At 70.7% G+C, this 19658-nt stretch carries 17 protein-coding genes; 7 read left to right on the plus strand and 10 right to left on the minus strand.

The window, feature by feature from the left end; all coding sequences use genetic code 11:
• Positions 1–927, minus strand: a complete 927-nt coding sequence (locus ACFVW6_RS16765; RefSeq protein WP_378828364.1) for an acetoacetate decarboxylase family protein — start codon at positions 925–927, stop codon at positions 1–3.
• 63 nt (positions 928–990) lie between these two features.
• On the minus strand, positions 991–1692 hold the full coding sequence (locus ACFVW6_RS16770; protein ID WP_378828367.1) for a type 1 glutamine amidotransferase domain-containing protein: 702 nt from the start codon (positions 1690–1692) through the stop codon (positions 991–993).
• Between the two features lie 213 nt (positions 1693–1905).
• On the opposite strand from ACFVW6_RS16770, the gene ACFVW6_RS16775 reads away from it, so the two are divergent.
• Together ACFVW6_RS16775 and ACFVW6_RS16780 are read left to right on the plus strand one after the other, a co-directional pair.
• Positions 1906–2733, plus strand: coding sequence for a serine aminopeptidase domain-containing protein (locus tag ACFVW6_RS16775; RefSeq protein WP_378828369.1), 828 nt, complete (start codon positions 1906–1908; stop codon positions 2731–2733).
• Between the two features lie 83 nt (positions 2734–2816).
• Positions 2817–3149 (plus strand): plasmid stabilization protein, encoded by a 333-nt coding sequence (locus tag ACFVW6_RS16780; RefSeq protein ID WP_378828371.1) that lies wholly within the window; start codon positions 2817–2819, stop codon positions 3147–3149.
• Between the two features lie 10 nt (positions 3150–3159).
• Here ACFVW6_RS16780 and ACFVW6_RS16785 read toward each other — a convergent pair whose 3' ends face one another.
• Positions 3160–4749, minus strand: a complete 1590-nt coding sequence (locus ACFVW6_RS16785) for an FAD-binding protein (RefSeq protein ID WP_378828373.1) — start codon at positions 4747–4749, stop codon at positions 3160–3162.
• A 96-nt stretch (positions 4750–4845) separates the two neighbouring features.
• Positions 4846–4968 carry a hypothetical protein gene (locus ACFVW6_RS16790; RefSeq protein WP_378828376.1) on the minus strand — a complete coding sequence of 41 codons (123 nt, stop codon included), beginning with the start codon at positions 4966–4968 and terminating at the stop codon, positions 4846–4848.
• A 228-nt stretch (positions 4969–5196) separates the two neighbouring features.
• Between ACFVW6_RS16790 and ACFVW6_RS16795 the strand changes: the two genes are divergently transcribed.
• Positions 5197–6741 (plus strand): acyl-CoA carboxylase subunit beta, encoded by a 1545-nt coding sequence (locus ACFVW6_RS16795; protein WP_355272326.1) that lies wholly within the window; start codon positions 5197–5199, stop codon positions 6739–6741.
• Between the two features lie 30 nt (positions 6742–6771).
• Here ACFVW6_RS16795 and ACFVW6_RS16800 read toward each other — a convergent pair whose 3' ends face one another.
• On the minus strand, positions 6772–8400 hold the full coding sequence (locus ACFVW6_RS16800; protein ID WP_378828379.1) for an alpha/beta hydrolase: 1629 nt from the start codon (positions 8398–8400) through the stop codon (positions 6772–6774).
• 252 nt (positions 8401–8652) lie between these two features.
• Here ACFVW6_RS16800 and ACFVW6_RS16805 point away from each other — a divergent pair, with 252 nt between their 5' ends.
• Positions 8653–8979: a hypothetical protein gene (locus ACFVW6_RS16805; protein WP_357346891.1), complete on the plus strand. Its 327-nt coding sequence runs from the start codon at positions 8653–8655 to the stop codon at positions 8977–8979.
• Positions 8980–9010: 31 nt separating this feature from the next.
• Positions 9011–10294: a DUF1576 domain-containing protein gene (locus tag ACFVW6_RS16810; protein WP_378828382.1), complete on the plus strand. Its 1284-nt coding sequence runs from the start codon at positions 9011–9013 to the stop codon at positions 10292–10294.
• 47 nt (positions 10295–10341) lie between these two features.
• Here ACFVW6_RS16810 and ACFVW6_RS16815 read toward each other — a convergent pair whose 3' ends face one another.
• The 5 genes from ACFVW6_RS16815 to ACFVW6_RS16835 all read right to left on the minus strand — a co-directional run bounded on the left by ACFVW6_RS16815 (position 10342) and on the right by ACFVW6_RS16835 (position 17164).
• The gene (locus ACFVW6_RS16815; RefSeq protein ID WP_378828384.1) at positions 10342–11817 is read right to left on the minus strand and encodes an aldehyde dehydrogenase family protein; all 1476 of its coding nucleotides are present in this window, start codon (positions 11815–11817) and stop codon (positions 10342–10344) included.
• A 72-nt stretch (positions 11818–11889) separates the two neighbouring features.
• A complete protein-coding gene (locus ACFVW6_RS16820) occupies positions 11890–12900 on the minus strand; it encodes an alcohol dehydrogenase catalytic domain-containing protein (RefSeq protein WP_378828386.1) in 1011 nt (336 codons plus the stop codon).
• 37 nt (positions 12901–12937) lie between these two features.
• Positions 12938–14884, minus strand: coding sequence for a hydantoinase B/oxoprolinase family protein (locus ACFVW6_RS16825; protein ID WP_378828388.1), 1947 nt, complete (start codon positions 14882–14884; stop codon positions 12938–12940).
• Between the two features lie 2 nt (positions 14885–14886).
• Positions 14887–16929 carry a hydantoinase/oxoprolinase family protein gene (locus tag ACFVW6_RS16830; protein WP_378828391.1) on the minus strand — a complete coding sequence of 681 codons (2043 nt, stop codon included), beginning with the start codon at positions 16927–16929 and terminating at the stop codon, positions 14887–14889.
• Positions 16930–16954: 25 nt separating this feature from the next.
• Positions 16955–17164 (minus strand): hypothetical protein, encoded by a 210-nt coding sequence (locus ACFVW6_RS16835; protein ID WP_378828393.1) that lies wholly within the window; start codon positions 17162–17164, stop codon positions 16955–16957.
• 190 nt (positions 17165–17354) lie between these two features.
• On the opposite strand from ACFVW6_RS16835, the gene ACFVW6_RS16840 reads away from it, so the two are divergent.
• Together ACFVW6_RS16840 and ACFVW6_RS16845 are read left to right on the plus strand one after the other, a co-directional pair.
• On the plus strand, positions 17355–18326 hold the full coding sequence (locus ACFVW6_RS16840; protein WP_378828396.1) for an AraC family transcriptional regulator: 972 nt from the start codon (positions 17355–17357) through the stop codon (positions 18324–18326).
• Between the two features lie 147 nt (positions 18327–18473).
• Positions 18474–19658 carry an MFS transporter gene (locus tag ACFVW6_RS16845; RefSeq protein ID WP_378828398.1) on the plus strand — a complete coding sequence of 395 codons (1185 nt, stop codon included), beginning with the start codon at positions 18474–18476 and terminating at the stop codon, positions 19656–19658.

The following is a 19658-nucleotide window of genomic DNA, read 5'->3' on the forward strand; positions in this document are numbered from 1 at the left end:
TCAGCTGTCGCCGGCGCGACTCCGGACGGAGGTCGGGACCGGCATGTGCAGGGCCAGTTGGCCTTCCGTCGTCACATCGAGACGGACGGTCTTGATCGGGGCGAGCGAGCGCAGATCCTCGGACAGGCGGCCGCGCCCCAGCCGCAGGTCGACGCCGCGGGGGAAGCTCGCGCTGCCCGCCGAGAGCAGGTTGATCTGGCTGAGCGTGGCGAACCAGGCGCCGTCCATGGTGGTGTAGGACGTCAGCGACGACACCCGGTCGCCGCTGCGGTAGCTCGTCTGCGCCGGGGTGGCGACCGACAGCGACAGGTCGGTGTCACCGTTGTCGTCGGCGACCCGCGCCGTGGTGCGGGTGGCGTCGATATCGACGTCGACCTCGGTGACCCACTTCGGGAAGCCGTAGCCGTCGTGCCCGCGGACCTGGGCGATCTGCGTGCTCACCGGGAGCGAGAACACGTAGGAATCGAGGTGATCGGTGTCGAGGCCGGTGAGCAGGTCGGCGAAGCCGAGCCTGCCGTGACGCGCGGGCCGCACCGCGACGCCGATGCCGACCTCGGTGTAGAAGTCGATATCGCACACGTCGTAGCGGAAGAACATCGCCGAGACCAGGCCGATCCCCGGCGCGACCTCGAGCGGTGCCAGCTCACGGGGCAACCGGGCCCGGATCGCCTTGGACCGGGCCAGCATGGTGAGCCGTGCGCTGGCCATCCGGTAGTAGAAATTCGGGGTGTAGGTCTCGCCGATCCGCGAGTCGACCCGATTCTTGGGCAGCCGCCGGAAATAGTCGACACCGCTCACCCGGGGATCGCGGGCGACCTCGTCGAGATCGGTCTGCATCCGGTAGCGGTCGTACAGCCCGCCCTCCGGAACGGTGACCACCCGGCCACCGAGGTCCACCTCGACGGTGTCCTGACGAGTCGCTGACATCGGCGTAGCTCCCTTGCTCGCGGTAGTTGATGTAAGCGACGTTAACTTTGAATGTAAGCACTGTCAACGCGGCAGGTCGGCAATGAGCCGATCGGCCAGGTCCGCCGACGAGCCCGGGTTCTGCCCGGTATACAGATTGCCGTCGACCACGATGTAGGGCCGCAACGGAATCCGGCCCTTCGAGTAGTCGACGCCCAGCTCCTTCAGCCGGTCCTCGAGCAACCACGGCGCCTTGCGCGCGAACCGGTTCAGCAGCTCCTCACGGTTGGACAGCCCGGTCATCCGGCGGCCGGCGAACGGCGAGACGCCGTCGGGCCCGGTGGCCGCCGTGATGGCGGCGGGCGCGTGGCACAGCAGCGCGAGCGGTCGACCGGAGGCCAGGCGATCGGCGAGCAACGCGCCGGAGGTCGCGTCGTAGGCGAGGTCTTCCATCGGGCCGTGGCCGCCGGGATAGAAGACGAGATCGAAGTCGTTCGCGTCGACGGCGTCGAGGGCGACCGGGCTGTCGAGTTCGGTCCGGATACTGTCCAGATACCGCTCCACCTCGCGGCGTTTCCACGGCATACCGCCCGCGATCCCCACGCTCAGCCGGTCGAGGGTCGGCGTCTTCCCGCCCGGCGTGGCGATCGTGATATCCCAGCCCGCCCGGCTGAACGCCCGGTGCGGGACGGCGACTTCCTCCGCCCAGTAGCCGGACGGATGCACGGTGCCGTCGTTCAATGTCCAGCGGTCCGCGGCGGTGATCACCATCAGAACCTTCGTCATCATTCCTCCTGATGCGGTCGTGCCCAGACGGATGCGGCATCAGGCAGCCGAGGTCTTGGCGATCGAGAACGGGCGGACGTTCGCGCCCCGGATCGCCGACGAAGAGCAGACCCACTGCCGAATGTTTTCGGCGCTTACATTAGTCTCCGTGGTGTCCGGCGTCAACGGAGCCGAGGCCGCCGGACCGAGCCGATCCACCGAGGAGCACCCCCTATGACCAGGCCGAACGACCCGCGTGCCGACGGCAGCGCCGCCCAGCCGACGGCAGCGCCGATCGTCTTGATCGCACCGGCGATGGCGATCGGCTCGCGCTTCTACACCCCGCTCGTCGCGGCGTTCGCCGAGCGCGGCTGGAACGCGCGGGCACTGCCACGGCGCGGATTCGAGCAGGGCGAGCTGCCCGCCGCGCGCGGGCACGACTGGTCCTATCGGGACGAGATCGACGTCATCGATCGGGCCGTGGCCGCGGCCCGCGCCGAAGCGCCGGACCGGCCGGTCGTCGTGCTCGGGCACAGCCTCGGCGCACAGCTCGCCGCCGGCCTCGAGCTCACCAGCTCCGGCGCGGACGGCCTGGTCACGATCGGCGGCTGCCTGCCGTACTACCGCCACTATCGGCGCGGCGGACTCGACATCGCCGTGATGGCCACCCTGGTACCGCTGCTGACCGCGGTGGCCGGGTATCTCCCCGCGCCCGCGTTCGGCGCGCCCGGCGCCCGCACGATGATGCGGGAATGGGCCCGGATGGTGCTGACCGGCCGCACACCGTTTCCCGCGCGGGGCACCATCGACACCGCGGCCCTGGTGATCTCGCTCGAAGGCGACACCCTCGGACCGCGCCGCGGCATCGACGCGTTCGCGCGCGACCTGTTCGCGCCCGACCGCGTCACCCGGTGGGACTATCGCAGCGCGGACGTCCCGGCCGGGGCGAGCAACGACCACATCCGCTGGGTACGCAGTCCCGGACCGGTCGTCGACCGTGTCGTCGCCTGGTGGCAGGAGGCATCGGCGACCTCGTCGGTGCGCGTACACGCCGCGGACTGACGGCGGTCGACCTGTTTCCCCGCATCGATGCCGGGTACCGCGTGAATGAACGAGACCCGATCCGCCACGAGGAGGTACCGGTCATGCCGCAGCGAGCGTGGAGCACCAAGCGCGAACGTCAGTACGAGCACATCAAGGAGTCCCAGCGCGAGCGAGGCGTCGGCGAGGACCGGGCCGAGGAGATCGCGGCCCGCACCGTCAACAAGGAACGCGCCCGCAAGGGCGAGTCGGCGACGTCGAGCAAGCTGTCCCGCACCGACATGTCCTCCGGGCGGCGCGGCGGTCAGCGCGCCCATCGCCAGGGGCCGCGGGGCCTCACCCGCGACCAGCTCTACGAGGAAGCCCGGCACCGCAATATCGAGGGCCGCTCGAAGATGAACAAGAAGCAGCTGGCCCACGCACTCGGGAAGGACTGACCGCGCCGCGTCAGGCCACGGCGTGCGTTCCCGCGCGGCGGCCGGAGAAGACGCAGTCGGCCAGGGACAGCCCGCTGACATAGGAGTTCGAGCAGATGCCGACGGCCGCGCGGCCCGCCGCGAAGAGGCCGGGGACGACGCCGCCCGCTTCGGCGCGGACCGCGCCGGTGTCCTCGTCGACCAGCAGGCCGCCGAGGGTGAGCATCGGCATCGGGTAGGTCAGCCGGGCGGTGAACGAGATGTCCAGCAGCGTGAAGGGTCCCGTGCGCAGCGGACGGCGGATGTCGTCGGGCTTGCCGAACGGGTCGGGCAGGTTGTGCTCGATGGCCCGGTTGTGCGCGTCGACGGTGTCGCGCAGGGTGGCCGGGTCGATGCCCGCGCGGGTGGCGGCCTCCTCGACCGTGCGACCGCGCGAAGTCCCGATCCGCAGCAGGCGCTCGGTCTGCATCCGCTGGAACCACACCGACTGCGGGCCCAGCTGTTCGCGGGCGTCCCGGTCGAGTTCGGCGTCGACCAGCAGCCACGCCCGGTTACCGGGGCTGGACGCGATCGCCGCGCCGAGCGCGGCGCCGTAGCGGGATTCGTCGATCATCCGCTGCCCCAGGGAGTTCACCGCGATCGCGCCGAACATGGCGCTGGGGGGCGCGATGAAACGCCAGGTCGACAGCGCGTCCAGCTTGCCGCTCGCGGCGCCGATGTCCTGCGCCATGGTGATGCCGCTGCCATCGTCGCCCGCAGTGCCCAGGGGCAGGCCCTGCGACCACGGATAGTCGGGGGCATGGCGGGCGACCATCGCGCCGTTGGCGATGAATCCGCCGGTCGTGAGGACCACGCCGGACTTCGCCTGGATCCGGACCGGCGTGCCGTGCTTGCGTTCGATCCGGGTCAGCAGCGCTTCCATCGCCGCGCGGAGACCCGGGTGGTACACGCCCGGCTTCGCCGAGATCCGGGCCAGTGCGGCGAAGCGGCGGCGCACGGACGCGGGCGCGTCGGCGATCGTGATCGCCTCGACCCCGGTGACGCGCCCGTCCTCGACGACCAGCCGAGTGGCTCTGGTGCCGGTGCGGACCCGCACGCCGCGGTCGGCCGCCGTGGCGGCCAGCGGCCCGAACAGCGCCTTGCCGGACACACCGGGGCCGTGCGCACGGTGCCCGCGCTGCCGTGGCTTCGCGAGATCCCGGTACCCGCCGGAGTTCTCGCTGCCGGAGTAGTACAGGTAGTAGTCGTCGGACGGGTACGAGGTCTTGTAAGGGCAGAGCGACGCCTGGAAGGGCACGCCGCGCTCGGTCAACCAGTCGATCATCGCCGGGGACTGCTCGCAGAACCGGCGCAGGGTCGCGGCGCTCACCGCGTCACCGACCTCGGCCTCCAAGTAGGCGAGCATGGTGTCGACGTCGTCGTCGATGCCCGCGTCCCGCTGGACCCAGGTCCCACCACCGGCGTACACGATGCCGCCGGACAGCGCCGTCGCCCCGCCACCGAGGTACCGGTCGATCGCGAGCACGTCCGCGCCCGCCTCCCGCGCGGTCAGCGCGGCGGTCACGCCCGCTCCGCCGTACCCGACGACCACGACGTCGGCCGCACTGCCCCAAGCCCGCACCAGTCCACCTTCCGAGCGGACGCCGACCCCGTCGTCGCCGTCCGACCCCAACTATAACGTGTTCTAGAAATCTGGCAGCCGGACCGGCGTGACCCGCTATCCGTGGACGCGTACCCGCCCGCCGGTCAGTCGCGCGGCGACGTGATCGATCGCCGCGACGGGCTGATCCAGGATGCACACGGCGGTCCGCAGCCCTTTCGTGCCCCCGGCCTTTTCCATCCCGCGCACGCTACCGGTGTTCTCGACGGCACGACGTCTTTGCACGCGCTGCCACCATGCAGTCACTGCCACATATCGGCTCGGCGACCCGCCTGCCCAACGGTCGGAGGGCATTTCGTGGTCGATCACAAACCCGGACGGCACCGGGGGGTGGTGGGCACCGGTACTGTGGCTAGCGCCCACCGGACGCGGTGTCGGCGTTCCACTGCGACAACCTGGATGTAATCGATGAGTGCTACTGCCGAAAAGCTTGCCGACCTGCGAGAGAAGCTGGAGCTCGCGCAGGAACCGGCCGGAGAGGCGGGAGCCGCCAAGAGAGCGCGCAAGGGCATACCCTCGGCCCGCGACCGCATCAACATGCTCATGGACCCGGGCACTTTCGTCGAGATCGGCGCCCTCGTGCGCAATCCCACCGACAAGAACGCCCTCTACGGCGACGGCGTGGTGACCGGACACGGTCTGGTCGACGGCAGGCCGGTGGCGGTGTTCTCGCACGATCAGACCGTCTACGGCGGCACCATCGGCGAGATGTTCGGCCGCAAGGTCGCCGCGATCATGGCCCTCGCGGGCAAGATGGGCTGCCCGCTCGTCGGCATCAACGACTCGGGCGGCGCGCGCGTGCAGGAGGCGGTGTCCTCGCTGCGCTGGTACGGCGAGCTGGCGACCATGATGGAGCCGCTCTCGGGTGCGGTGCCGATGGTCTCGCTCATCCTCGGCAACTGCGCCGCCGGTGCGGTGTACCAGCCGATCTGCACCGATGTCGTGGTCGCGACCGAGAGCGCGCACATGTTCGTCACCGGCCCCAAGATCATCGAGGACGCCATCGGTGAGAAGGTCGACATGGAGGAGCTGGGCGGCGTCTACAACCAGGCCGCCTACGGCAACATCCACCACGTCGCCAAGGACGAGCCCGCCGCCTTCGAGTGGGTGCGCACCTACCTGAGCTATCTGCCGTCGAGCTCCACGGAACTCCCGCCGGTCGTCAACCCCGGCCTGGAGCCGGAGATCACCGAGTCCGACCTCATGCTGGACAAGCTGGTCCCCGACTCCGACAACATGGTCTACGACATGCACGACGTGCTGCTGCGGATCTTCGACGACGGTGAGTTCCACGAGATCGGCGCGGCCGCGACCGAGAACATCATCACCGGCTTCGCCCGGGTCGACGGCAGGCCGGTCGGCGTGGTCGCCAACCAGCCGACGGTGCTGGCCGGCGCGCTCGACGCCAAGGCCAGCGACAAGGCCTCGCACTTCATCCACATCTGCAACGCCTTCGAGATCCCGCTGGTGCTCGTCGTCGACACCCCGGGCTTCCTGCCCGGCGTGGAGCAGGAGAAGGCGGGCGTCATCAAGCGCGGTGGCCGGTTCCTGTTCGCCTACGTCGAGGCCACCGTGCCGAAGGTGACCGTGGTGATCCGTAAGGCCTACGGCGGCGGCTGGGCCGTGATGGGCGCCAAGGCGCTGGGCTGCGACGCCTACCTGGCGTGGCCGACCGCCCGGATCGCGGTGATGGGCGCCGAGAGTGCCGTCGGCCTGACCCAGCGCAAGATCCTGGAAGCGACGCCCGAGGAGCAGCGCGGCGCCATCCGCCAGCAGATGATCGACTTCTACAACGCGACGATCGCGACGCCGTGGATCGCGGCCGAGCGGGGCTACATCGACCGCGTCATCGAGCCGTCGACCACCCGCCTCGAGATCCGTCGCGCCCTGCACCTGCTGCGGGACAAGCAGGTCGTGCGCTACCCGCGCAAGCACCACCTGCTGCCGCTGTGATCCGGTGCGGGCGCCTGGCCGCCCGCACCGTCACTTCCCGTCCCGCATGACCGACCGCAGCCGCTCGGTGTCGGCCGCGGTCCAGCCGGGCGGTGACAGGATCGCCGCCCAAGCGTCGGCGATGTCGGCTTGAAAGGTGTGCCCGTGTCCGTCGGGCACATCGGTGGAGACCGCCATGTCGGCCGACACCTGCAGGAATGTCACCACCGGGATCCACCGGGTACTGGGCAGGACGTCGGGACCGCGCGGCTCGCGCAGCCAATCCGGTTGCTGGAACAGCAGTTTCGGCGTCCACCAGGTGATCGGGTCGGAGGCGTGCTGGAGGTAGACGGCCCGCGGGGACGGCCACGGCGCGTCGGGGCGGGCCAGATCGGCGGCACTCGCGACGAACCGCGCGGTCTGCCCGTCGCGGTAGATCGGCAGCCATTCCGGCGAGCCCGGGTCCCGGCGCATCGTGGCGTCGCGCCAGACCGGGTTGGTGGCGGTCGGGCCGACGAACAGCACGCCGTCGGTGCGGGCGGCCATGTCCTGCACACTCGAGAATGCCGCTTCGCCGCCGAAGGATCCGAGGCTCTCGCCGAAGACCACCAGCTTCGGCCGCCGGTCCGGCGGCAACGTCGCCCACTCCGCGTGTACCGCCTCGAACAGGGCCTGTCCGGCGTGGCGTGCCCGTTCCTGGTCGACGAGGAACGACAGCCAGCTCGGCAGGAACGAGTACTGCATGCTCACCAGGGCGCTGTCGCCGTTGGCCAGGTACTCCACGGCCGACGCGGTGGATTCGTTGATCCAGCCGGTGCCGGTCGTGGTCGCCACGCCGAGCACGGCCCGCTCGAAGCCGCCCGCCCGCCGCAACTCGGCGACCGCGAGATCGGCTTCGGCCTCGACGCTCTCGGCCGAATCGAGGCCCGTGTAGACCCGGATCGGTGGCCGCGCCGGGCGGCCGTTGAACGCGGCCAGGTCGACCTCGGTCGGTCCGTTGGACACGAAGATCCGGCCCTGCCTGCCCAGCGAGTCCCAGGTCACCAGTGAGCCCGGCCCGCCGGAACGCTCCGGGGAGACGGGCTGCGGGGTGTCCGCCGACGTCTCCTGGTTGACCGCCTTGAACGTCGAATTCAGCAGCGACATCGCCGCGCTCGCCACCACGCCGTTGAGCAGCGCGATCACCACCGCCACGACGACGACACCGCCCAACAGCACCGACACCCGCCGTGGCAGGACCCGCCCGAGCAGCCCGCCCACCCAGCCCACCAGCGCCCGCCCCACCCGGACGAGTCCCATCAGCACCCCGAACACGATCAGGCCGATCAGCACCATGATCGGATACGCCGACCACGACAGTCCCGCCACGCCCATCAGCTCGCGCAGCTCCCGCTGCCAGCCCGCGTACCAGATCAGCGCCACGACGGTGCCCGCGATCGCCACGACGCCCAGTCCCCAGCGCAGGACGGGCGGCATCGGGATCGGTTCCCGTTCGAGCACCCACCACACCAGCGCGGCGATCGCGGCACCCAGGCCGTAGCCGACGGCCGCCGCCGCGCCGGACACGACGCCCTGGAACAGCGGTCCGCGCGGCAGCAGGGAGGGAGTCAGCGACAACCACACCAGGATCAGCGCTCCGGTGAGCCCGCCGAACCCGTGTCCGCGTGGTGTGGAATTCATCTGTGCCCCTACGGTTCGATCAGCGACCACCCGGGGCGCGCCCCCGGTGCTGCACGTTCACCGGTACGGAGCAGACGCCGTTCTCCGCACGGACAGGTGCACTGTACGACCGGTCACGGCCTCGCCGCCGGATCCGCTGCGACGCTGCTCCGAATCGTGATCCGGTCCCGGCCGGGGCCACCGGGCTGTGGGCGGACCCGGTCATGGCGCGTCGTAGCCCGGAGTTCGCTGTCCGTCGCGCACACTGGGTGCATGGGTTCGCTGTGGATTCTGCTCGGCTCGGGTGCGATTCGCGCCGACGAGGTGTCCGAGATCGCGGTCGTCAAGACCGGCCGGGTGGTGGGTGGCCGGGTCGGGCGTGAGCAGTTCGCGGTGGTGGTGCGGTCGTTCCGGGGGTCGCCGACCGCCGGGCGCGCACTGTCGCGGACCGTCTGGACCACCGCACGGGAGCCACGCGCCGACGAGGTCGCCCGGTCCCTGCTCGACCAGTTGATCGCCCGGGCCGACGCGGCGGGCACGCTGGCCGTCGACGCTTCGGGCACGGTCGAATTCACGAGCCCGCCCACCGAGACCCGCTGACCGGCTCGTGCCGAGACGAACGAAGGCCCGCGTGCGCGGTGTGGGTGATCAGCAGGTGCTGTTCCGGGTCGTCGTCGCGATGTCGGTGGCGTTCGTGGTGTTCGGGTTCGTGGTCGACTCCCCCGGCGCCGTGCTGCGCGGTGTCGTCGACATTCTCAGCGCGCGCGACAATCTCGTCACCGACTTCGTCGGGGTCGGGGGGCTCGGCGGGGCGTTCGTGCAGGCCGGGCTGCTCACCCTGGTCGCCTGCGCGACCTACCGGCTCACCGGCGCCGCCGTCGACGGACCGGCGGTGGCCGCTCTGCTGCTGGTGCTCGGCACCGCGCTCTACGGCAAGACCCTGCTCAATGTCTGGCCGATCCTGGCCGGAGTGGCACTGTATGCAACGTTGCGTCGCGAGCCGCTGTCCGCCCATGTCTCGACCGCCTGGTTCGGGACGGCGCTGTCACCGATCTTCGTCGAGCTGGCCTTCAACACCGCGCTGCCGGTGTGGGCGGGCGCACTGCTCGGCGGGGTCACCTCGGTGCTGATCGGTTTCGTCCTGCCGCCGGTGGCGCGTCAGCTGTTCCGCGCGCACGACGGATTCACCCTGTACAACATGGGTTTCGTCGCCGGTGTGGTCGGTGCGGTGGTCGTCGCGGTGTACCGCGCGTTCGGGCTCACCGCGCCACCGGAGATGGTGTGGACCTCCGGCGACGACGGGCCGCTGTCGATCCTGCTGGCGGTCCTGCTCGTCGGCCTGGTCGGCACCGCGTTCGCGCTCGACCGCGCGCCGTGGCGCGCCTACGTCCGGCTGACCCGCCGCGACGGCCGGGCCCCGTGCGATTTCATCACCGACGACGGCGCGGCCGCGGTCCTGCTCAATATGGCGGTGATCGGCACGCTCGTCTCCGGGTACGTGCTGGTGATCGGCGCGCACCTGAACGGACCGGTCATCGCGGGCATTCTCAGCGTCATCGGTTTCGGCGCCTGCGGGAAGAACGCCGCCAACATCGTGCCCGTCGTCGCCGGGGTGGCGATCGCGGGCCTGCTCAAGCCCTACGAACTCACCGACCCCGGCCTGATCTGGGCCGCGCTGTACGGCACCTGCCTGGCCCCGATCGCGGGACGCTTCGGCCCGCACTGGGGTGTGGTCGCCGGGTTCTTCCACGCCTCGGTCGCCCAGGTCACCGGCGCGCTGGTCGCCGGACTCAACCTCTACGGCAACGGTTTCGCCGCCGGTTTCGTCGCCGCGGTGATCGCCCCGGTCGCCGCCCTGCTCTCACACCCCCGCCGCGGCGCCGGCGAGAAGGAGACCCCGGTCCCCGCGGCGTGAGCCACCGGCCGTCCGTCGATGCGACGACAGGGACGGCCGGTCCCGGGTCAGCTCAGGTTCAGGTAGACCGCCTTGGGGTAGAGATAGCTCTCGACGTGGTCGCGGCCGCCCTTCCAGCCGTAGCCGCTCATCTTGGTGCCGCCGAAGCCGACGGCCGGGTCGAGGACGCCGTAGCAGTTCACCCAGACGGTGCCCGCGGTGATGCCGCGCGACACCCGGTGCGCGGTGGCCAGATCCGTGGTCCAGACGCCGCCGGCCAGGCCGTAGGGCGTCGCGTTCGCCAGGGTCAGCGCCTCGTCGACATCGTCGAACGGGATCACGGTGGCCACCGGGCCGAAGATCTCCTCCTGCGCGATGGTCATGTCGTTGGTGGCGGCGGCGAAGACGGTGGGCTCGACGAAGTAGCCCGCGGCGCGGTCACCGTCGACCCGTCGGCCGCCGCTGACCAGCTCGGCCTCGCCGGACCCGATGTCGATGTAGTTCAGCACCCGGTCGAGCTGGCGTTGCGAGATCAGCGGACCCAGGTGGGTGTCGGGGTCGAGGCCGTCGCCGACCCGGAGGGTCCGGGTGAATTCGGCCATCCGCGCGACGAATTCGTCGTGGATCGAACGCTGGACGAAGATCCGCGAGCCCGCCACGCAGACCTGTCCGCTGTTGGTGTAAACGCCCATCGCCGCACCGCGGACGGCACGGTCGAGATCGGCGTCGGCGAAGACGATGTCGGGCGACTTCCCGCCCAGCTCGAGCTGCAGCCGCTTCATATTCCCCGCCGAGGCCCGCACGATCGTCTGCGCGGTACCGACCGAGCCGGTGAACGCGATCCGGTCGACGCCGGGATGCTCGGCCAGCGCGGCGCCCGCCTCCTTGCCGTACCCGGTGACCACATTGACCACACCGTCGGGCACGCCTGCCTCGGTCAGCAGCTGCGCCACCCGCAGCACCGACAGCGACGCGTCCTCGGCCGGCTTGAGCACCGCCGTGCAGCCGGTCGCCAGCGCCGGTCCGAAGATCCACCACAGGCCGATGAGCGGCCCGTTCCACGGGATGATGCCGCCGACCACGCCGACCGGTTCGAGCGAGCGCAGGGTCAGGACGTCGCCGGGCAGCGAGTTCGGTGCGGTCGCCACGCTGCCCGCGTCGACCTGCGAGGCGAAGAACTGCAGTACCTGTGAGGTCCACTCGCGCAGTCCCTGGGTCCGGGTCAGCGGCGCGCCCATGTCCAGGGTCTCGATCGTGGCGAGCTCGTCGAAGTTGGCCAGCACCAGGTCGTGGACGCGCAGGATCAGCGCGCGCCGCTGGTGTGGGGTCCAGCGGCTCCATTCGCCCTCGAACGCGGCCCGCGCCGCTGCCACGGCGGCGTCCACGTCGGCCGCGCCGCCGGCGGCGATGGTGCCGAGGGTGGTACCGGTGGCGGGGTTGATCACGTCGATGGTCTCGCCCGACGCGGCGGGCACCCAGCGACCCCCGATCAGGTTCTGCTGGGCGGCTCCGATGAAGGCGGGAACCGGATGTGTGGTGGTCATGAAAGCTTCTCCCATTGCCCCGGCCGTGCCGGGGGCGTTGCTGAAATCGCCGGTCGGGCAGTGCCGCGCCGGTCAGTCGAACAGGAACACGCCCTTGCCCGCGTCCTGCTTGTCGAACCACCGGTAGGCCTCGTCGGCCTGCTCGATGGTCCAGGTGTGCGAGTACAACTCGTCGACCGGAAGGTCCTGGGCGACCACGTAATCGGCGCAGCGCGCCTGCTCGATCGACGACATCGTCCAGGACGTCAGCAGCGTCCACTGCTTCTTGTAGACGGCCTGCGTCGTGAACGTCACGTCCCCGGGCAGTCCCGTGAACACGGCCCGGCCGAAGGTGCCGAGCACCGCCAGGGCATCCTCGCTCGCCCGCCCGGAGGTCTCCAGGACGACATCGGCCAGGCGCCCGCCGGTGAACTCCGCGACCACGTCGGCGAGCGACTGTGTCCGCGAGTTCACCACCAGGTCGGCGCCGAAGGTCGCGCTGTGGGCCAGGCGCCGGTCGTCGACGTCGACGGCGATCACCCTGGCGCCCATCGACGCCGCGAACATGGTCGCCGACAGCCCCACCGGCCCCTGCCCGATCACGACGGTCGTGGTGTCCGCGACACCGCCGAGGCGTTTGATCGCGCCCCACGCCGTACCGGTTCCGCAGCCGATCGCCGCGCCCGCCTCGAACGAGAGCCCGTCGGGCATCGGCAGCAGCGAGCCCACCGGCACCAGCGCGAACGGGGCGTGGCCGCCGTCGACGTGGACCGCCATGGTCTTGCCGGGCGCGGTCTCACACATCTGTGGCCAGCCCGCCCGGCAGCGGCGACAGCTGCCGCAGCCGATGTAGTGGTGGATCATCACCCGTTCGCCGATCCGCGCCGGGTCGACACCGGGACCGACCGCGAACACCTCACCGCACGGTTCGTGTCCCTGGATCACGGCGTGGTCGAAGTCGAACGCACCGTGGTAGAAGTGCAGGTCCGAACCGCACATCCCGGAGGCGCGGATCTTCACCACGACCTCGCCGTAACCCGGTGTGGGCTCAGGGAATTCCCGCAGCACGATGGTCCCGTCACCCGGGAACACGACACCCTTCATCACGATCTCCTCTGGCTGGCTGATATCTCGCGGTCGCTCATGCCGACCGCCCGGCCCGCAGGCGCGCCGTCGCCTCGTGGTCGACGCGCAGTCCCTCGGGGTCGGTCCGCGGGTCGCCCTCGACGACGACGCCGTAGTCGCGCGCGGCGCCCGCGATGCTCACGTACTCGTTGCGGACGTCGGCGAGGACGTGGTCGGGATCGCGGCGCAGCGGATCACCCCAGCCGCCACCACCGTTCGTGAGGCAGCGCAGGACGGTGTTCGGCACGGTCGACCACACCGGCTGGGCGGCGAAGTAGTGGTAGGTGCCGTCGACCGGGTCGAGTGCTTTGGTCTCGGGGTCGAGCACGCCGGCGACGGGAACGCTGTCGGCGTACACCTCCGGGCCGGTGCCGAGGATGCCCGGCGCCGTCCCGTCCCCGCTCGGCGGGAACAGCCACATCGCGCCGGTGGCGCCGGACCCGCCACCGTCGGCCCCCACCCCCGTGGCCTGCTTGGTGCGGAACGGCGACAGATGGTGCTCACCGGCGGTGAGCCACAACGCGTCCTTCAGATTCGCTGCGCCGCCGCGGAACAGACCGGCGCCGCCGGTATCGATGGCATGTTCCTTGCGCAACAACACCACCGGCGCGTCGCGTTCGATCGTCTCGGTCGCCGGATCGAGGTTGTTGAGGGTGAACAGCACGGTGTAGCTGTCACCGTCGCCGGCCCGGGTGGCGCCCCACGGCCCGTGCTCGCCACCGCACTGGGTGGCCGAGGTCCACGGCGTGCCGTCGGCGCGCACGCCGGAGGCGTTGTGGGTGTTGGTCGACCCGTAGTCGCCGCCGACACCCTGCGGTCCCAGCACCGGATTGAGCGCGTCGAAGATGGCCGACGCGACCGCGCCCGAGGCCTCCCAGAACATCATGATGCCGCCGTCGGGCGGGAGCGAGGAGACGATGGTGCCCGGCGGCACCGCGAGGTCGACATTGCGCCAGGTGCCCGAGGTGAACGGCACCTTCGGATCCAGGAGCATCGTCAAGGCAACGCCCACCGCGGTTTTCGTGTCGAGGACACCGCAGTTGATGCAGGTGCGCGCCTGCGGCGAGGTGCCGGACAGGTCGATCTCCATGTCCTCGCCGCGTTTGCGGACGAGCACCCGCACGGTGTAGTCGACGCTGTCGTCGAGGCCGTCGGCGTCGATCAGCGCCGAGCCGGCGTAGTCACCGTCGGGGACCGCCGCGATGGCGTCGCGCATCCGCTCGGCGGAGGTGTCGCAGGCGTAGTCCAGCGTGCCGAGATAGGCGGCGAGCCCGTAGCGCTCGATGTTCTCGAGGACGAGCCGCTCCCCCAGCCTCAGCTGCTGGAAGATGCTCTTGAAGTCGGGCAGCAGCATGCCGCCCCAGCGGGTGTTGTCGAAGATCAGGCTGAAGGTCGACCGGACCGGCTCGTCGCCCGACCACAGCAGCATGGGCGGGATCACCAGCCCGTTCTCGTAGACATTGGCCTTGGTCGCCGAGAACCCGCCCGGCACGGTGCCGCCCATGTCGAGCTGGTGCGCGCACAGGGTGACGAAGGAGACGATCGCGCCGTCGACGAACACCGGCCGGGTGAAGGCCACGTCGTTGACATGCCTGCCACCGCGATACGGGTCGTTGCAGATGAGAACGTCACCGGGACGCAGGTTCTGCGGCCCGTACTCCTCCACGGCATTGCGGACGGCGTCGCCCATGGTGCCCAGGAACACGACGAGGCTGTTGCTGACGACGGCCATCGGATAGCCCTGGTCCGCGGGACCGCTGATCGTGCAGGCGAAGTCGTACCAGTCGCGGATGATGGGCGAGAACGCCTCGCGCATGAACCCGGTCGACATGTGCTCGACCGCGTAGCGCAGCCGGTTGGTGAGCACGGTGGCACTGAACCGATCGCACCCGTAGCGCTCGCGGAACTGCGCGTCGGAGAGTTCGCGCAGCCGGGGCGCGGCGGGAATGGTGGTGCTGGACATGGTCACTTCCTCCGGATGACGATCTCGCCGTAGGCGCCGACGGTGGCCTGCTGCCCCGCGCCGACGTGAGTGGTGGACAGGCCTTCCTCGACGACCGCGGGACCGTCGAGCCGGTCACCCGCGCGCAGGGTCGCGCGGTCGTAGACGTGGGCCCGCTGGGCCCCGACGCCGTCCGCGTCGAGGTCACCGAGGTAGCGCAGCGTGACGGTCCGCACCGGGGTGAGGGGTCCGTCCTGCGCGCCCCTGGCCTCGATGCGCGCGTACTCGACCTTCGGGGTGTCCAGGATCGCGCGGACCCGGAAGGTCACCCCCTCCACCGACATCGCCTCGAACCGGTTGCCCGAGCGGGCCTCGTAGGTGTCGTGGAAGGCCGACACCATGAGCTCGACCGCGGATTCGTCGACGAGTCCGCCGGGCACCGGCACGAACGGTGTCTCCCAGCTCTGTCCGGCCAGGTGCGCGTCCATGCTGCGCAGCAGGGTCACCGACCCGTCACCCGTCTGGGCGCGCAGCTGCTCCTCCATCTCGACGAACAGCGCGTCGATGGCGGGCGCCGCGTCGCCGGTGAGCATCAGGTACGCGCTGCGGTTGACGGTGAAGACCTGGTCGGCCGAGAGCAAGCCGACAGCCGAGAACAGCCCGGGGTTGGGCGGCACGATCACCTGCTTGCACTGCACCGTGTCGAGCACGGCGGGCAGCAGCATCGGACCCGCCGCACCGAAGGCGACCAGGCTGTAGTCGCGGGGATCGACGCCGTTCTTGATGGCGACGTTGAACACACCCTCGGCCATGTTGTGCACGGCCATCTCGTAGGCGTAGCGCACGCGATGGGCCAGGTCGAGCTCGGTGTCGAGGCTCTCGAAGGCCCGCCTGGCCGCCGCGGCGTCGAGCTGGAGCTCGCCGCCGGCGAAGTCCGCCTCGTCGAGGATGCCGATCAGCAGGCAGGTGTCGGTGGTCGTCGGCTGGGTGCCGCCGCGGCCGTAGCAGGCCGGTCCCGGCTGGGCGCGCGCGCTGTCGGGGCCCACCTGGATCTCACCGGCCGGACCGATCGCCACGATGCTCCCGCCACCGGCGCCGATACTGGAGATCGCGTTGGCGAGGGCGTTGACCACGAGGTCGTGCTCGAGCTCGAAGGTGGTGTCGACGAACGGCTCGCCGTCGCTGACCACGCTGATATCGCACGAGGTGCCACCGACATCGGCGCACAGCAGGTCGTTCTCGCCGATCAGCGCGCCGAAGTGCGCGCACGCGACGGTGCCCGCGGCGGGTCCGGAGAACACGATCCGGAACGGCTGTTCCATCGCGCGGGCCGCGGGGACCAGGGTGGCCGCGCAGTCGGCGAAGTTGAGCTGCCCGGTGAAGCCGAGTTCGCCGAGTCCCTTCTCCAGGCCCGCGGTGTAGTCGGTGTAGATGATCTTCATCAGGGTGTCGACCACCGTGGTCGAGGCCCGCGCGTACTCCTTGGCCAGCGGGGAGACCTCGCTCGAGATCGAGCACGGCACGTCGCCGAGCACCTCGCGCACCAGTTCGCGCAGCCGCAGTTCGTGCACCGGCGTGACGTAGGCGTTGATCAGGCAGATGGCCACCCCGGTGACCTCGCACCGCCGCAGCACCGCGAGTTCGGCCCTGGCCTGGTCCTCGTCGAGGGCGAACAGCACGCCGCCGTCGGCGGTGATCCGCTCGCGGATGCCCCGGCGCAGGTAGCGCGGCACCAGCGGCCGGGACGCGTCGCCGAAGCTGCGCCGCCAGTGCGGATCGAGGATGGCCTCGGCCGGGCGCCAGACCCGGCCCATGTCGAGGATGTCGCGGTGCCCTTCCGTGGTCAGGAACCCGATCTTGGGCAGCCGCCGGGTGATCACCGCGTTCAGGCCGTGCGTGCTGGCGTGGTTGAACACGGCGGCATCGGCGACGCCGAGCACTTCGGCGCCGCGCAGCACCGGGCCCGCGACCTCCGCGTAGTCGGTGGAGATCTTGGCGGTGTGGATCCGGCCGTCGCGCCAGGCGACGACATCGGTGAACGTGCCGCCCACATCGACTGCGATCATGGTTGTCTCCTCAGGTGTTTCGCGCTCAGACGAGGTCGGCGAGCAGCTGGATGGGGCCGAGCCGGTGCCAGGGTTCGCGCGACACCGAGTGCAGGCAGCGCTGGCACTTGATCACCCGCACCCAGCCCTGTTCCGCGACAACGGGATAGGCGCGCAGCTCGGCGGCTCCGCACCGGGGACAGGCCCCGTCCCGGGGTTCCCGGATCAGCTCGGGCGGTGTCGATGCGTCGGGCATTGCTGGTCCTCCTGCGGCTGAGATGTACGGCCGAATGCCGTGCCGACGACGCTAGGAGTGGGAGACCCAGGTCACAATCCGCACAGCGAAGGGCGGATAGCCGCGGACCGAAGCTGGTCATTCTCGCGTAATGTTTATATTATATTCAGATTGATGTGACACCCATCACGCACGAAAGGAGGGTGGATCGTTGCCCGCAGCACCGGTGACGTGCGCGAACGCCTTCCGCACCGCGGACCCGGCCGCCGCCCACGCGCACGTGGCCGCCACGTTCGCCCACCACGAACTCCGCCTCGACGAGCGCACCGGCATCGACTTCGCGCTCGAGTCGGTCCGTACCGAACGCCTCACCGTCGGCCGGATGACCTACGGCACCACGGCACGCCTGGACGGGCCGCCGATGCAGTCCTGCTATCACGTGAACCTGGTGGTCACCGGGAACAGCACGGTGCAGCAGCACGGTGAGCGCCGATCGTTCGGCGCGGGCCAGGCGGGCGTGGCCTTCGTCCACGACGCGCCGCTGTCCATCCGCTGGAGCGCCGACGCCGAGCACTTCCACATCAACCTGCGCCGAGACCCACTCGAACGCCACGCCGCGCACCTGCTCGGTCGCCGCGACCCCGAGCCGGTCCGCTTCGATCTCACCTTCCCGACCGACTCGCCCGCCGGTCTCGCCCTGGTGGCCGCCACCCGTTTCGTCTACACCGAACTCGCCCGCGAAGGCGGCCTCTCGACGATGCCGCTGGCCTGCCGCGACCTCGAGTCGACCCTGATGACGCAGGTCCTGCTCACCGCGCCGAGCCAGCTCACGCCCGCCCTCACCGGATCCGCGCCCACGATCGGCTCGTCGCGGATCCGCGACGCCGTCGCCTACATCCACGCCCATCCCGACGCCGACGTCTCCACCGCCGAGCTCGCCGCCCGCGCCGGGGTCTCGGCTCGCGCGCTGCAACTGGGATTCCGCGACGCGGTCGGCATGTCGCCCAGCGCCTACGTCCGCGCGGTCCGCCTGGATCGTGTCCGCGACGAACTGACCTCGGGCCGCGCGCTGTCGGTGAGCGACACCGCGATGCGCTGGGGCTTCTTCCACCTCGGCCGCTTCGCGCGGCAATACCGCGAGCGGTTCGGCGAATTGCCCTCGGCGACGACCGCACTCCGGTAGCACCGCCGGTTCACCGGCACGCCATTATCCGTTCGTTCTCCTAACGAGAATCACGGCGATTCGAACCATGGCCCCGCCGTGTCCTGACGCCGTATACCTGTACCCCGAACCGGATGATCCGAATAGTTCAGGGGGAGAACATTGTTCGTGCGCGAGGGCGCCGAGACCGTGTCACCGGCGACGCAGCGGGCCGTCGTCGCCACCGCCTGCGGCGCTGTCACCGCCGCCCAGATGGCCACCACGATCTACCTTCCCGGGATGCCCGCGCTGGGCGCCGACATCGGCGCGAGCGAAGGCGTCCTGCAACTGTCGGTGGCCGTGTTCGTGGTGTTCGCGGCGCTGCCCGTCGTCGCGTGGGGCCGCGCGGCCGAACGCTACGGCCGGGTGCCCGCGTTCGTCGCGGCCGGGGTGCTCTTCGTACTCGCCAGCGCGGCGCTGGCACTGATCAGCAATGCCCCGGAACTATTGGGGCTGCGCGTGCTCCAGGCGATCGGCGCGGGCGGCATCGCGGTGGTCGGGCGGATGATGATCAAGGACCTGTTCACCGGCGCCGACCTGGCCCGTCAGCTCGCGCTGCTGTCGATGGCGTTCGTGGTCGCGCTCGGTGGTGGCCAGGTGATCGGCGGCATCGTCACCTCCACGGTCGGCTGGCGGTACGGATTCGTCGTCCTGGCGATCCTCGCGGCGATCCCGGTGGTGTTCGCGCTGCGCGTCACACTGCCGAGACCGGCGGAGACCGCGACCGGGCGCGGCGTGGCGCGGCGCCTGTTCGGCGACCGGACCTTCGTCGCCAGCGCGGTCGCCGGTGGCATCGGCTTCGCCGTGATCGTGATGATCCAGCAGAAGTCCGCGTTCATCTTCACCGATCGATTCGCGTTGCCGCCCTGGGTCTTCGGCCTGTTCGGTGTGCTGTACGGCGCCGCCTACCTCGGGGGCGCCACCTATGTGCGCCGGGCCGTGCGCGGGGTCGGCGCGCGCACCATGATGCGCCGCGGCGCCTGGATCATGCTGGCCGGATGTGTGCTGGTCACCGTCGTCTGGGCGGTGGACCTGCCGCGCGCGGTCGCGCTGCCGATCTTCCTGGCCGGCTACGTGACCACCACCTTCGGCCAGGCGACGCTGTTCCCCAACAGCGCAGCGCACGCCGTCAGTCACCTGGCCACCGGCGCGGCCATCGCCGTCTCCTGGTGCGCCCTGATCCAGCAGGGCCTGGCCGGCCTCGCCTCGCTGGCGGGCCCCGCGCTCACCGGGCTGCTCGCCTGGTCACTCGTGCTCACCGTGCTCGCCGCGGCCAATGTCGCGCTGGTCGCGACCCCCGACAACCGAACCTGA

Origin of the sequence: Nocardia sp. NPDC058244 (assembly GCF_042882065.1) — a bacterium.
Classification (GTDB): domain Bacteria; phylum Actinomycetota; class Actinomycetes; order Mycobacteriales; family Mycobacteriaceae; genus Nocardia.